General features: G+C 69.1%; 13 protein-coding genes. 8 read left to right on the top strand and 5 right to left on the bottom strand.

What is annotated here, in order from left to right; all coding sequences use genetic code 11:
- The first annotated feature begins 442 nt into the window (after positions 1-442).
- Positions 443-1,939 (top strand): multicopper oxidase family protein, encoded by a 1,497-nt coding sequence (locus tag OG395_RS42120; protein WP_327247612.1) that lies wholly within the window; start codon positions 443-445, stop codon positions 1,937-1,939.
- A 136-nt stretch (positions 1,940-2,075) separates the two neighbouring features.
- On the top strand, positions 2,076-2,438 hold the full coding sequence (locus OG395_RS42125; protein WP_327247613.1) for a sensor histidine kinase: 363 nt from the start codon (positions 2,076-2,078) through the stop codon (positions 2,436-2,438).
- Here OG395_RS42125 and OG395_RS42130 read toward each other — a convergent pair.
- Complete coding sequence (locus OG395_RS42130; RefSeq protein WP_327247614.1) at positions 2,412-2,930, bottom strand: carotenoid oxygenase family protein; 519 nt, start codon at positions 2,928-2,930, stop codon at positions 2,412-2,414. The two genes, OG395_RS42125 and OG395_RS42130, sit on opposite strands and share 27 nt — an antisense overlap.
- Between OG395_RS42130 and OG395_RS42135 the strand changes: the two genes are divergently transcribed.
- Complete coding sequence (locus OG395_RS42135) at positions 2,905-3,213, top strand: hypothetical protein (protein ID WP_327247615.1); 309 nt, start codon at positions 2,905-2,907, stop codon at positions 3,211-3,213. The two genes, OG395_RS42130 and OG395_RS42135, sit on opposite strands and share 26 nt — an antisense overlap.
- A gap of 104 nt (positions 3,214-3,317) precedes the next feature.
- Here the strand turns inward: OG395_RS42135 and OG395_RS42140 are convergent, their stop codons facing one another.
- The 4 genes from OG395_RS42140 to OG395_RS42155 form a co-directional block, all read right to left on the bottom strand.
- A complete protein-coding gene (locus OG395_RS42140) occupies positions 3,318-4,088 on the bottom strand; it encodes an SDR family NAD(P)-dependent oxidoreductase (RefSeq protein ID WP_327247616.1) in 771 nt (256 codons plus the stop codon).
- A gap of 195 nt (positions 4,089-4,283) precedes the next feature.
- Positions 4,284-4,784, bottom strand: a complete 501-nt coding sequence (locus tag OG395_RS42145) for a Dps family protein (protein WP_327247617.1) — start codon at positions 4,782-4,784, stop codon at positions 4,284-4,286.
- Between the two features lie 324 nt (positions 4,785-5,108).
- Entirely contained in the window at positions 5,109-7,826 is a 2,718-nt protein-coding gene (locus OG395_RS42150) for an FG-GAP-like repeat-containing protein (RefSeq protein ID WP_327247618.1), read from the bottom strand.
- Between the two features lie 441 nt (positions 7,827-8,267).
- A complete protein-coding gene (locus tag OG395_RS42155) occupies positions 8,268-8,552 on the bottom strand; it encodes a hypothetical protein (RefSeq protein WP_327247619.1) in 285 nt (94 codons plus the stop codon).
- Here OG395_RS42155 and OG395_RS42160 point away from each other — a divergent pair.
- The 5 genes from OG395_RS42160 (at position 8,539) to OG395_RS42180 (ending at position 12,761) form a co-directional block, all read left to right on the top strand.
- Positions 8,539-9,105, top strand: a complete 567-nt coding sequence (locus tag OG395_RS42160; protein ID WP_327247620.1) for a L,D-transpeptidase family protein — start codon at positions 8,539-8,541, stop codon at positions 9,103-9,105. The two genes, OG395_RS42155 and OG395_RS42160, sit on opposite strands and share 14 nt — an antisense overlap.
- Before the next feature lie 163 nt (positions 9,106-9,268).
- Entirely contained in the window at positions 9,269-9,664 is a 396-nt protein-coding gene (locus OG395_RS42165; RefSeq protein ID WP_327249631.1) for a hypothetical protein, read from the top strand.
- Between the two features lie 178 nt (positions 9,665-9,842).
- The gene (locus OG395_RS42170; protein ID WP_327247621.1) at positions 9,843-10,469 is read left to right on the top strand and encodes an RNA polymerase sigma factor; all 627 of its coding nucleotides are present in this window, start codon (positions 9,843-9,845) and stop codon (positions 10,467-10,469) included.
- Positions 10,466-11,227: a hypothetical protein gene (locus tag OG395_RS42175; protein WP_327247622.1), complete on the top strand. Its 762-nt coding sequence runs from the start codon at positions 10,466-10,468 to the stop codon at positions 11,225-11,227. Before OG395_RS42170 ends, OG395_RS42175 begins: the two co-directional genes overlap by 4 nt.
- A gap of 385 nt (positions 11,228-11,612) precedes the next feature.
- The gene (locus OG395_RS42180; protein WP_327247623.1) at positions 11,613-12,761 is read left to right on the top strand and encodes a glycosyltransferase; all 1,149 of its coding nucleotides are present in this window, start codon (positions 11,613-11,615) and stop codon (positions 12,759-12,761) included.
- Positions 12,762-12,949 lie beyond the last annotated feature (188 nt).

Below are 12,949 nucleotides of genomic sequence, written 5' to 3' on the forward strand. Positions count from 1 at the left end.
CTCCCGCGAAGACCACGACCGTCCAGGACGCCGCTGAACTCATGGCGGCCCCAACAATCGCCGATGACGAGAACGGAATCCCACGCTGAATGTCAAGGCGCCGTTCCACCTGGTGGCGGAACTCGCGCCGACGATGGCCGTGGACGGCGGCCGCACAGCTGTCTGACCCGCGTGACCTGCCGGCGTCCCCAGCGCCTACCACCAGCTGCGGCGTCCGGTAGGCCGGTCCGCTGCGGCCGACGCATCGCGTAAAATCGAGCGATGCCGACGGGCGATCGCTGCGGGGTTCATTCGAGTGACTGGAGACACCGTCCGGGTGCGACCGGAGGCATCGCCGCCTCCGCCCTGCATACGATCCGGGTCACGGACCGTCCATATTTTGGACACTCGTTCCTGGCCGGGCGGTCGCCCGCGTGGCCGCACGGCTTCCCTGGGGAGAGACGTGACCCGGCCCATCACCCGTTTCCTGCTGACCTTGACGGCCATTGGCCTGGCGCTCATCGTGGCCGGACTGGCGGGCGGCGTGGGGCACACACTGGCGGAGTTCTACCGCGCCGCGTACAGCCCCGCCGCGGAGAGCGGCCGCCCCGTCCCAGGAAGCGCCGGCCCTCTGCTCCAGGATCCGCCGCAACTTGTCAGTCGTGGCGGCGTGCTCAAGGCGGCCATTGTCGTAGAGCGGCGCAAGGTCCCGGTCGGCGACCGCCAGCTGTACGCGACTACCTACAACGGTGCTTACATGCCACCCACGTTGCGCGTGCGGCCGGGCGACCGCATCGACCTGACCATGACCAACAAGACCGGCAAGTACACCAATCTGCACACGCACGGACTCATGGTCTCGCCACGCGCGCCCGCCGACGACATCTTCATCTCCATCAAGTACGGGCAGTCGTACCACTACGCCTACCAGCTCCCGCGCGATCACCCCACCGGCACCTACTGGTATCACTCGCACGCTGACATGCTCTCTGCCGCCCAGGTCGCCGGTGGCGAGTCGGGCATCATCGTCGTCGAGGGCCTGCGACGGCACCTGCCGCCGGCGTTGCGCCACATCACCGAGCACACCATCGCGCTCAAGGACGACCAGGTCGAGGGCGACGCGATCAAAACCAGTCCTCTGAGCATTGGCGCGCCCACCAACCGCACCGTCAACGGCCAGCAGAATCCCGTGATCCACATCCGGCCCGGCGAGACCCAGTTATGGCGGCTGGCCAACATCGGCGCCAACATCTACTACAAGCTGCACCTACCAGGCACCCGCTTCCACGTGATCGCCCAGGACGGCGTTCCGGTGCGCAGGATCCACGCCGAGGACACGCTGCTCATCCCCGCCGCCGCACGCTTCGACGTCCTGGTCCAGGGCGGGGCTGCCGGCACCACCCGGCTGGAGACGCTGCCGTACAACACGGGCCCGGCGGGCAACCAGTTCCCCCGGGCCGACCTCGCGACCGTCGTCACCGGCGGCACGCCCATGCCACGGGCGGCGATCCCGAGCGGCTTCGTCCCGCAGGAGAACCTGAGCAACGCGAAGATCGCGGCCCGCAAGACGATGGTCTACACGGAGAACACGGCGGGCACGGTCTTCTACATCAACGGCCGGACGTTCGACCCGAAACGGACCGACTTCACCTCCACCCTCGGCACCGTCGAGGAGTGGACCGTCGGCAACAACTCCGACGAGGACCACAGCTTCCACCTGCACACCGACCACTTCCAGCTGATGAGCACCAACGGGAAGGCTGAGGACCCCTCCCACAGCGTGTACGACACGGTGAACGTGCCCAGGCGCGGCGCCGTCGTCATCCGTGTCCACTTCACGAAATTCACCGGCAGGACTGTTCTGCACTGCCACATCCTCAACCACGAGGACATGGGCATGATGGCCGTCCTCGACATCGTCCCGCCCCACACTCACCAGCAGAAGACGCCCGGCAAGTGACCGCCGGCGACTGACGACGCATGGGCCTTCGATGCGGCGGCCCCGGACCACGTGTACCGCAACGGCCGGACGTTGACCGACGGGGCCCTGTATCTGCCGAAGTCCTGGACCGAGCACCGGGAAAGGACAGGCCCACGTGTACCGCATCGTGCAGGAGGCAGTGACCAACGCGGTGAAACACTCCCAGCCCACACGGATCACTGTCGGTGTGGAGGCTGACCGCCATGTGATGACGCTGACCGTAGCCGACAACGGGCACGGAATGCCCCAGCCCCCGGACGCCAGGCGCTGGCCGGCCCTGCGCGCGGCCGCACCCCCGGTCTCCACCGTGCGGGGAGTGGGGCTCTCCGCCATGCACGAGCGCGCAGACCTCATCGACGCGCGGCTCACGCTCCGCAGCATTCCCGGGAAGGGCACCACCGTCGTTCTCAGCGTGCCCCTTGTCCCTTGGCGCGAGGGGCATGCACAACCGTCAGGCGGGGCTCTTGGCACGGAGTAGCCCCTCCAGACGTCTCCGTGGGCGCGCCCAGCGGCGACGGGAGGATCGCTGTCCATCAGCACTTGCATGGGGACCTGACTGCGCCTTCGGGCTGGTGGGGGCATGCGAAAGGGTGCTTCGCGCCTCCGTATCAAGTTGATGTGGCCCCACCCCGAGACGCTGCGGACTGGGTGCGTGATGCCGACGGCCGTCCTGCCTCTGCCGGCGCGTCGCCCGACACCGAGGCCGAGTTGGCCCGGCTGCGGCGTACAGGTAGTGGTTCGGCCGACCGGTGAGGGTGTTGTCGTGCGTGGGGAACTCGACTGCACAGTCGTCGGGTTGGGACTCGGTGACGTGGTCGGCAGCCGGGTCCAGTATCCAGCGGTGCAGGACGGCGGGGGCCTGGGAGCGGCCCGGTTCTCTCGTCCCGACCAGGCCGCTCGGCCCTGGGCCCGCCGATGCCCGACCAGGTGTACTGGAAGCCGCCGTGGTCGTAGCGCACCGCGTCAACACGATCCGCCCCTGCGCGTCCTCGTGGCGTTGCTCACATGAGATCGGCGGCGCGACCCGGCGCCTGACCCTTGACCTGGCACGGCCGGAGACGATCGCCGACGCGCTCGCCGGGGTGGGCGAGGTCGACCACCTGGTCATCAGCGCCATCGAGCAGAGTGTCAACTCCCTCGATGACTTCGACATCGCAGACGCGGAGCGAACCGTGACCATCAAGCTGGTGGCCTACGCCGAGACGGTGCGAGCTCCGCGCGAGCGGCTGACCCCTGACCAGTCTCGCTGTTGAGGTGGTTGCAGGTGGCCGGCTGTCACACCGGAGGGTGAGCCCGCCTGGTACACGTACTCGGTGACACAGCCGATGGCACGACTGGGTCGAGGGCTCCTCCAAAGTCATGAGGCGGGGAGGAGGGGCCAGCCGGACATCAGGCCGCCGTCGAGTGTGAGCGTTTGACCGGTGATGTAGCTGGCCTTGTCGGAGCCCAGGTACTGTACGGCTGCCGCGATCTCTTCGGGGGTGCCCGGACGGCCCATTGGAAGCACGGAGTTGACGGCGGTGCGTACGGCGTCGCTGCCGGTGGCGCGTTCGTACATCTTGGTTCGTGTGTAGCCGGGGGCTACAGCGTTGACGCGGATGCCGTGCTTGGCGCCCTCCAGGGCCGCGGACTTGGTGATGCCGACGACGGCATGTTTGCTGCCCACGTACAGGGCGTAGTCCGGGTAGCCCATCAGGCCGTAGGTGGAGCTGACGTTGATGATGCTGCCGCCGCCGTCCTGTGACTGCATCGCTCGGAACTCGTGCTTCAGGCTGAGGAGTGTGCCCTTGACGTTGGTGTCGAAGGTGCCCTCGTACGCCTCGTCGGTCACCTCGGTGACGGGGCTGAGCCTGCCTTCGGTGCCGGCGTTGTTGAAGGCGACGTCGAGCCGCCCGAAGTGTTCCACCGCGCGGTCGACCAGGTTCCGGACCTCGGCGTCATGGCGCACATCGGTCTTCACGAACAGGGCTCGGCCACCGCTGCTCTCGAGTTCCTCGACGAGTGCGTCGCCTTCGTCCTGGTGGCGTCCGCTGACCACCACGTTCGCGCCCTCGCGGGCATAGGCGAGGGCGGTCGCGCGACCGATCCCGGTGAGCGCGCCGGTGATGAGGACGACGGGAGCAGGCATGACGTGGTCCTTTGGTAGGGGCCTGCAGGCGTGAGGCCGTGTGATGTCGGCTGTGTCCCAGCGGCCTCGGTAGGGGACGCGGACGGCGGGGCCGGTGCCCTGCCACGCCTTGTCCGCTCAACACGGGATACCCGGCGGTATTGAGAACAGTGGACTTTCCCGTCCCTGCCTCCAGGGGCAGGGCAGGCCGCGGGGTCAAAGGGATCGGTTCTCCATGCTGACCATCCAGGCGTGCTTCTCCAGGATGTCGATGATCGTGTGCAGCAGGTCCGTCGTGGAGGGATCCTCGCTGTCGACCTGGTCATGATGGGTGCGCACCGTATCGGCAGTGGCACGCAGGCGTGCGGTGACAAGATCGACAACAGAGCTCACACTTACCTCTCCCTCCGGGAACGCGGGGAGTGTGGTGCTCGCCGCCACAGTCTCGGAGCGGCCGTCCGGCCAGGTGCCGAGAGCGCGCATGCGTTCGGCGATGATGTCGGCCGACTCCCGGGCGTCGTCGACGATCTGGTCAAGTTGCAGGTGCAGGTCCCGGAAGTTGCGGCCGACCACGTTCCAATGCGCCTGTTTCCCCTGGAGATGCAGTTCGACGAGATCCACCACGATCTGTTGCATCGCTCGGGCCAACTGCGGCGAGGCCGTGAATGCGGCGGCATCGTTCTCCGAACGACGGGAACCCCCAGGGGAACCGGACATGGCGTGTCTCCTTGTGAAAGCACCGCACAGCAGCCCCCTGGAACAGGAAGCCTGTTCTCCTACGCGATCAAGCCTACGTAGGTCTCTCCCTGCCGCCACTGCGCCTGATCCGCGTGGGTGGACATCCGAGATCACCGGTCGGTGCGCCGGGTCGGCGACGCGGTCGACGCCTGGCGCGCCGCCTGTCCGCACATTTTGCCTCTGTCCGTAGGGGCGCACCGTAGAGACCGAAGGTGACGAGGCGGTGGCCGCGCCCACGCATGACCGGAGCCCCTCGGGTGAGGCCGAGGGGCTCCGGGGTCCGTGTGCGGGGAAGGACGGGAGTTACGGGGCCAGGTTCAGCCCGATCCGGATCCCCGTGGACGAACCGAGCGCCGACACCCCGTAATAGAGGCCGGTGCCGGTGTCGATGCCCGAGGTGCTGGTGTTGTCCAGCTGCAGGATCGTGCCGTTGTCGGCGTCCTCGCCGTCCGCGCCGATCGCGATGTCCGCCCGGGAGTAGCCGGAGAGATCGGTGAGCGACACGGACGAGCCGAGCCGGTCGTTCGGCTCGGTGGAGCCGGGGATGCTGGTGGTGTCCTGGCTGTATCCGACGGCCCCGGTGCCGGTGGGACCGGTGGCGGAGCCGCGGATCAGGAAGACCTGTCCGGCGTTGCTCTGGTTGACGCCGCCGCGGGTGATGTCCTCGCCCGGGGCACCGGTGAGGATGTCGCCGTACCCGTCGAGGTCGACGTCGCCGATGGAGACGGACGCCCCCATGTCGTCGCCGGTCTCGCCGCCGCCCGGTACGCCGGTGGTGTCCTGGTGGATCGTCTTGCGGCCGGTCGAGGTCAGGCCGGTCGCCGAACCGAAGACCGCAGTGACGGCGCCGCCCTTGGCGGTGTGCCCGGACTCGGTGGCGGAGGGCTGGCCGACCGCGAGGTCGGTCGCACCGTCGCCGTTGACGTCACCGGCGGCCAGCGAACGTCCGCCGCGGGCGTCGAGGATGCCGACCCGCTGGAGACCGGTGGTGGAACCCTTCAGCCACAGCAGGCGCCCGATGCCGCTCGGGTCACGGTAGCTGACGGCAGTGTCCGCGTAGCCGTCCTTGTTGAAGTCGCCGGTGACCGAGGCCGCGTAGCTGACCGCGGAGGTGTAGGCGGTGGTGTTCAGATATCCGGACTTTGCTGCGCCGGTCCTGCCGTCCCAGGCCCACCAGCGGCCGGGCTTGCCCGGCGCGACGGAGAAGATGTCGGCCTTGCCGTCGGCGTTGAAGTCACCGGTGGTGACGGTCGTACCGAGCTTTTCGCCGCCGATCCGCCCGGACGACGTGACCGAGTAGCCCTTGCCGGTCGTGAGGCCGGGACCGTACATCACGACGACCGTGCCGTTGTCGGCCTGGGTGATGTCCTCGCCGGGCCCGCCGACGACCAGATCGGCGTACCCGTCGCCGTTGACGTCGCCCCAGGCGTTGGACGAGCCGAACCGGTCGCCCGCCTCGGAGCTGCCGGGAACACCCGCGCTGTTCTGGTTCAGCGTCCGCTTCGCCGCCGAGTTCGGGCCGTCCTCGGTGCCGGGCAGCACGGTGACGCTTCCGTCGCTGCTCGCCGCCTTCGGGAGGCCGACGATCAGGTCGGTGATGCCGTCCCGGTTGAAGTCGGTGGTCGGGATCGCGGCGTTGCGGGTGCCGTTGGTGGCGTACGTCCGGATGGCACTGAGCCTGGAGTACAGGTACGTGCCGGGGCACTTGGTGGCGTACCCGTCGCGGTGTCCGGCGATGGTGTTGAACGTGACGTCACCGTCGGGCGCGGTGTTGCCGTCGGCATCGGTGACGAGGCGGGTCAGCGTCACCTTGGCGGTGGGGCTGACGCCGTACTGACCGAGCTTCCAGGCGGCGATGCGAGCCGCGGACTGCAGCGCGGCCGGAGTCGGCTTGCCCGTCTCGAAGTTGCCGAGCAGCGAAATGCCCGTCGAGTAGGAGTTGAAGCCGTACGTGTGGGCGCCCTTGACCGGCAGGTCGACGCCGCCGGCGCGGCCCTCGAAGATCTGACCGCACTTGTCGACCAGGAAGTTGTAGCCGATGTCGTTCCAGCCGTCGGTCTTCACGTGGTAGGTCATGATCGCGCGAACCATCGCGGCCGAGTCGCCGCAGCTGTAGTTGTTCGTGTCGACGGTGTGGTGGATGAAGACCGCCTGCACCTTGTCGATGTACTCGGGCGGATCCTCGACCAGCGACTCGTCGGCGCCCCACTGGGCACGGCTGATGACCGGCGGCCGGTTGACCGTCGACGGCGGCGCTGTGGGTATGGGAGTCGGGGTGCCCGTGTCCGTGGGCGTTGCGGTGATGGACTCCGTCGGGGTGACGGTGGCCGTCTGCGTCGGGGTGACGGCAGTGGTCTCCGTCGGAGAGGCGGCGTCCGTGGCCGACGGCGTTCCGGGACCGGTCGGCGTGGCGGTGTCGGTGGGAGCACCGGCGGTGTCCGACTCCGTGGGCGTCGAGGTCCCCTCCAGCGCGAACGCCGCGTTCTCAGGACCGCCGGGCGCGAGGGTCGCCCCCGCAGGGTTCTTGGACTCCGCCTTGCTGACGCCTGGCTCGACCATGTGCAGTTCGAGGCCCTTCGGCAGCGCCTTGCCCTGCCGCCCCGACCCCACCTTCACCTGCACGGCGTCCGACGCTCCGACCCACAGCGGCTCGGTGGCGCGGTGCGCGGCGGCCTGCTCCCGCCCGTCCGGTCCGTCGGGGGACACCTCCAGCTCGCGCCAGGACGACCACGTGCCCTTGTCGGCCGACCGGGTACGGACCTGAGCGGTGGCGTCCACCTTCGCCGCTCCGTCCCAGCCGATGCCGACCAGTGAGAACGGCGCCGTGCCGGTGGTCGGCAACTGCCGCTCCGTGGCGGTGCCACCGCTGATCGCGAGCGACCGCAGTGTCGCCGGACGCGCCTTTGGGCCCTTGGGACCGGCCGTGCCGTCGGACGGATTCGCGATGGCGACCGTCACCACACCGGCCCCGCCGAGAACGACGGCGCCGACGGTCAGCCAGGCGCGGCGTTTCAGGCTCATCGCTCTGTACGCATGCGACGTGCGCGGGCTCAAATGCCCCACCCCTCGGAGAAGTTCGCCGACGGCACACCCGTCACACAGGCGGCCTGGTGTACCCAGCGCATGGAGGTGTCGAAACGTCACACAGCTCGGCCTCGAGTGGCGTAGATCATGGTTTGGGTGGTGACGGCGGGGGCGGCGATGGGGTGGGTGGACCGCCCGTGGTCGAGCTGGTGGCGATTCGTCCGAAATATTCGCCGGCTCGCATGTCGATGACGAGCTGATGTATAACCGCGTCGCTCTCACCGTCCCGCCTTCTCCCCGCCTTTCTCGCCGGCGGCCGGGATGCCCACTTCACCTGTCCCCGGAGGAATGCACCGTGCTGCCCTTTTCCCGAAAGATGCCCATCATCATGGCCGGTACCGGCGTCATGCTCCTGGCGTCGGCCTGCGGCCGCCAGGATCACGGCGTCTCTGCCGCAGATGTCGTGCCGAGTTCCCGGAGTGAGGCTGCGAAGGTGCCGAACGCGTCCCACTCTCCCAGTAGTTCCGCCTCGGCCTCCGCCTCCGCGTCCCCTTCCGGGTCGGCCTCCGCCTCTGCGTCCGCCTCCGTATCCGTGAAGCCGTCCGGCAACCGTTCGCCTTCCGTCGGAGGGACGGGGACGCACGCGGACGGCGGTACGGGGGCCGCCCAGGCACCGACATCGGCGCCCTCATTCCCCGTGCCCGCTTCCGTGGGTGACGCCACGCAGCTCATCACCGTGAAGGCGAGCGGTTCGTACGCCACCGTCACGGCGTGGGCCAAGGGTTCGGCCGGCTGGAAATCGGTCCTCTCCACGAGCGGCCGGGTCGGGTCGAACGGTGTCGCGGACGGTGCGACCCGCAAGCAGAGCACGTACACCACGCCCTCGGGGACGTACACCATCACCGAAGGCTTCGGTGTCGAGGCCGGGGGCACGGCCATGCCGTACACCCGGGTCAACTCCAGCCACTGGTGGGTGGAGGATCCGGAGTCGAAGTACTACAACTCGATGCACTCCTCCGCCGGTGCGGACTTCCCCCTTGTCGAGACCGGCGACCGGGGGAGCGAACACCTTGTCAACTATCCGACGCAGTACGCCAAGGCACTGGTGATCAACTTCAACCGCTGGCCGGCCACCCCCGGTCGCGGGGCAGGAATCTTCCTTCACGTCAACGGGAGCGGGGCGACCGCGGGGTGCGTCTCGGTGCCGCGCTCCTCCATGGACAGCATCATGGCGTGGATCAAGCCCTCCGCCCATCCGCGTATCGCCATCGGCTGACGCGGTGGAGCCCGCCGACGCGTGAGAGGGACGGTGGGTTGTACAACTGGCTGGAACTCGCCGTATGAGAACAGACACGTCCGATACCTGTGATGCTCTCCGGCCGTCCGTCGCTGGGGCAGGCATGGATGGTGATCTTGAGAAGCTTCCTGCGGTGTCGGAGATGCGTGCCTATGTCACGCGCTTCGTCACGCAGCTGACCGAGCGGAACCGACTGCCGCTCGACTACTCCGTGGTCAGCCTGCGGCTCGTCGACCTGATCGTCGACGGGCTGCGGCGCAGCCGGCCGGAGCGGGCACAGGTCGAGCCGTTTCTGCGGGGGCTGGGCGCGTACACCGGCGAAGTCATGGTGCGCCGGGCCGGCGGCCGGTGGGTGGACCTCGACGACGGCCAGCGGGAGCTGTTCGGACAGCCGGCGGGTGTCCGCATGCCCGATGGGCGGCTCTGGAACCCGATCGGGAAGGTGGCGAACCGATTCGAGTCGGCGTCGGAGGAGTCGCTCCAGCGCTTCTACCTGTTGCTGCACGGGCGCGCCCGCCGCCCCGTCGCCGCCCTGTGACCTGGGCGGATCCGGGCTCGCGCAGCAAGTTGCCCTCGCATTGCGGACCCCCTGGCTGTGACATTTCTGTGTGCCGTCACGCAGAGGAAGTAGAGGGGTGGACGGGCCGAGGGACGAGGGCCCGGTGAGCCGTTTCGGGGCGGTATACGTCGGACGCAGTCGGTACGAAGAGGAAAGTGTGGCCAAAGGCGGGGAACAGCGCCGCGGGCAGTTGGACGACGCCGAACTCGGCGCTGCGGTGGAGCGGGCTCAGCAAGGTGACGAGGAGGCCTTCGCCGTGGCGTACCGGCTGGTTCATCCCGGGCTGCTCGGCTACGTACGGGGACTGGTCGGCGAGGACGGCGAGGACGTGGCGTCCGACGCCTGGCTGGAGATATCCCGTGATCTCGGACGGTTCCGTGGGGACGGGGCGGGGTTTCGCGGCTGGACCGCGACGATCGCTCGGCACCGGGCGCTTGACCACTTGCGCAGGCAGCGGCGGCGGCCGCGCACCGCACTTCTGGAGCAGGACATCCTCGAACTGCCGGACAGTCAGGACACCGCCGGATCCGCCCTGGAGACGCTCTCCACCCAGCAGGCACTCGCACTCATCCGCGAGTTGCCGCGGGAGCAGGCGGAAGCCGTTCTGCTCCGTGTCGTGGTCGGCCTCGACGGTCCCGCGACGGCGCGGGTGCTCGGCAAACGTGCGGGGGCCGTACGCACCTCCGCCTACCGTGGACTGAAGAGACTGGCCGAGCATCTGGGATCAGGAGGGTCGGGCAGTGTGACGTCTACGTCGCGCCGCACGCTGAGAGATGAGACATGAGAGATGAATCGCCACAGGCGACCGATGCGCCGGTATCCCCCGAAGTGGCCGCTCTGCTGGCAGCCGTGCAACGTTCCGGTGAGGCCGGCCCCGTAGCCGAGCAGCGAGCGCTTGATGCCTTCCGGTCGGCGCGCGACGAGGGGGCACTCGCACCCGTGTCGCCGCTGCGGCGTCGCAGACGCGATGACTGGCGACCGGTCGAGCGGCTGCGCTTCGTCCGCTCGGCGCGGGCGATGATCGCCGGCTTCGCGGCCGCGGCGACGCTCGGCGGGGTCGCGGTGGCCGCGGGGTCGGGCGCGATGCCTACGCCGTTCGATGACGACCGGCGCGACCGGACGCGTCCCGCACACCCCGCGAGGAGTGCCTCCACCGCATCCGATGCTCCCGGCAGCCCCCAGTCAGGTGCGCCGAATCCCGCCGCAGGACGTACACGACAAGGGCCGACGGATCTGCCGGGCGTCGGTCGCTCCGCCGGCCACCCGGACCAGGCACAGGACGACGAGGCGCACTGCCGTGCGTACCGCCGGGTTCAGGGGAAGGGAAAGGCCGCGGACGCTACGGCCTTCGACCGCCTGGAGGCTGCGGCCGGTGGCGCATCGGCGGTGCCGGGCTACTGCGACGGGCTTCTCGGTCCCCAGACATCGAAGGAGAAGGACCGGACGGACAAGGGGAAGTCGGAGGTACCGGACCCTGGGCAGACCTCGGAATCGGTGAAGGGCAACCGGAACGGCGCCCAGAGCGACTCCAGCGCACGCTGAGACAGGCCCTGGACGGGGAGTTCACCCCCCGGTGGGGCAGAACCACGCTGTCATGGCTGGGTTCGGTCAGGACCGCTTCGGACCGGACGGCATCCGGGCCCGGTCTGACGATCCCTCGGACTGTGCTGAGGCGGTCCCTGGGAGGTGGGACAGGTTGCCGACTCACCCTTCTGAGGGGTGGGAGCCGGCGTGGAAGAGGGTCCGATCGACCTGGTTTCGTCCGGTCGGCAGCGGCAACGGCGTGACTGCCCCGGTGACGGGCCGCGATGCCGTGGGAGACCCGCGCGACGGTGACCCGGGTGCCCGACTCCGGCGTGCCGCCACCACCTTCCCGGGCGGTTTCCCTAACGTCTCTCGGACCTACTTGCCGGGGATTGGTGTTGCCATGAAGCCGTCCATCTGCCTGTGCATGATCGTCAAGAACGAGGCGCGCGTCATCGAGCGCTGTCTCGCCTCCGTCCGCGGTCTGGTGGACACCTGGGTGATCTCCGATACCGGTTCGACCGATGGAACCCAACGGCTGATCCGTGCCGCACTCGACGGCATCCCGGGCGAACTCCACGAGGACCCCTGGGTGGACTTCGGCCACAACCGGAGCCTGAACATCCGGCGTGCGCACGCCAAAGCCGACTACCTGCTTCTCCTGGACGCCGACCTGGTGGTCCGCAGGACCGGTCCACTGCCCCTGCTGACCGCCGACTCGTACGTGCTGCGGCACGAGGGCGCGACCGAGTGCCGCAGCAAGCGCCTGGTCCGCGGTGACATCGCCTGGCGGTACGAAGGCGTCGCCCACGAGTTCCTCACCACTGACCAGCGCGACGACCAGGAGCTGCTGGACGCTCTCGTCATCGAGGACCACGACGACGGAGGATCGCGGCACGACAAATTCGAACGCGACGCACGGCTGCTCGGCGCCGAGCTCGAACGCGACCCCGCCAATACCCGCACCGTCTTCTATCTGGCCCAGACCATGCGCGACCTCGGCGAGAGGGAGAAGGCGATCGCGCTGTACGAGCGCCGTGCGCAGATGGGGGGCTGGAGCGAAGAGGTGTACTGCTCGCTACTGCAGGCCGGGATCCTCCGAGCCGACTCCGACGACTGGCCGTCCGCCATGGATGCCTTCTCGCGCGCCTGGGAGGCCCGCCCGGAACGGCTCGAAGCCTGCTACGAACTCTCCTCGCGGCTGCGCGGCCTCGGCCGCCATCACACCGCGCACGCCTTCGCCTGCGCGGGACTCGACCGGGAAGCGCCGGACGACCTGCTGTTCGTCCAGCCCTGGGTGTACCGCTGGGGGCTGCTCTTCGAGTACTCGGTCACCGCCTGCTGGGTCGGTGACATCGACGGATCGCTCCGGGCCTGCGACCGGCTGCTGTCGATGCCGGATCTCCCCGACGCCTATCGCCGACAGACGCTCACCAACCGGGAGTTCGCGGAGCGGCGGCAGGCCGCGCGGACCGCCTCATGGGCGTCGCCCCCGGACTGGCGGAGGGGCCCGCACCTCACGGCCGGCAGCTGCAGCAGCTGCCACGCCTGACGCATCGCCCATTCGAGCACGTGGCAGCCCGCGACGCCCGGTTGTCAATGCCGGACGTTCGACTGTCTTTCATGAACCGGCACGAGCTGCTCGTGGCGCCCCAGGCCCTCGTCCGGTTGGACACCGAGCACCTTGAGTGCGCGGAGGACGGGCACGCGTCGGGACACGTATGTCCGACAGCCGAGCCG

The sequence above is a fragment of the Streptomyces sp. NBC_01320 genome, assembly GCF_035974375.1.
GTDB lineage: Bacteria > Actinomycetota > Actinomycetes > Streptomycetales > Streptomycetaceae > Streptomyces > Streptomyces yanii.

Excerpts from the sequence above, each read along its gene's own strand:
- OG395_RS42180 (WP_327247623.1), top strand. The coding sequence starts at position 11,613 with ATGAAGCCGTCCATCTGCCTGTGCATGATCGTCAAGAACGAGGCGCGC.
- OG395_RS42145 (WP_327247617.1), bottom strand. The coding sequence starts at position 4,784 with ATGTCCGGTTCCCCTGGGGGTTCCCGTCGTTCGGAGAACGATGCCGCC.
- OG395_RS42175 (WP_327247622.1), top strand. The coding sequence starts at position 10,466 with ATGAGAGATGAATCGCCACAGGCGACCGATGCGCCGGTATCCCCCGAA.
- OG395_RS42140 (WP_327247616.1), bottom strand. The coding sequence starts at position 4,088 with ATGCCTGCTCCCGTCGTCCTCATCACCGGCGCGCTCACCGGGATCGGT.
- OG395_RS42165 (WP_327249631.1), top strand. The coding sequence starts at position 9,269 with ATGCGTGCCTATGTCACGCGCTTCGTCACGCAGCTGACCGAGCGGAAC.
- OG395_RS42150 (WP_327247618.1), bottom strand. The coding sequence starts at position 7,826 with ATGAGCCTGAAACGCCGCGCCTGGCTGACCGTCGGCGCCGTCGTTCTC.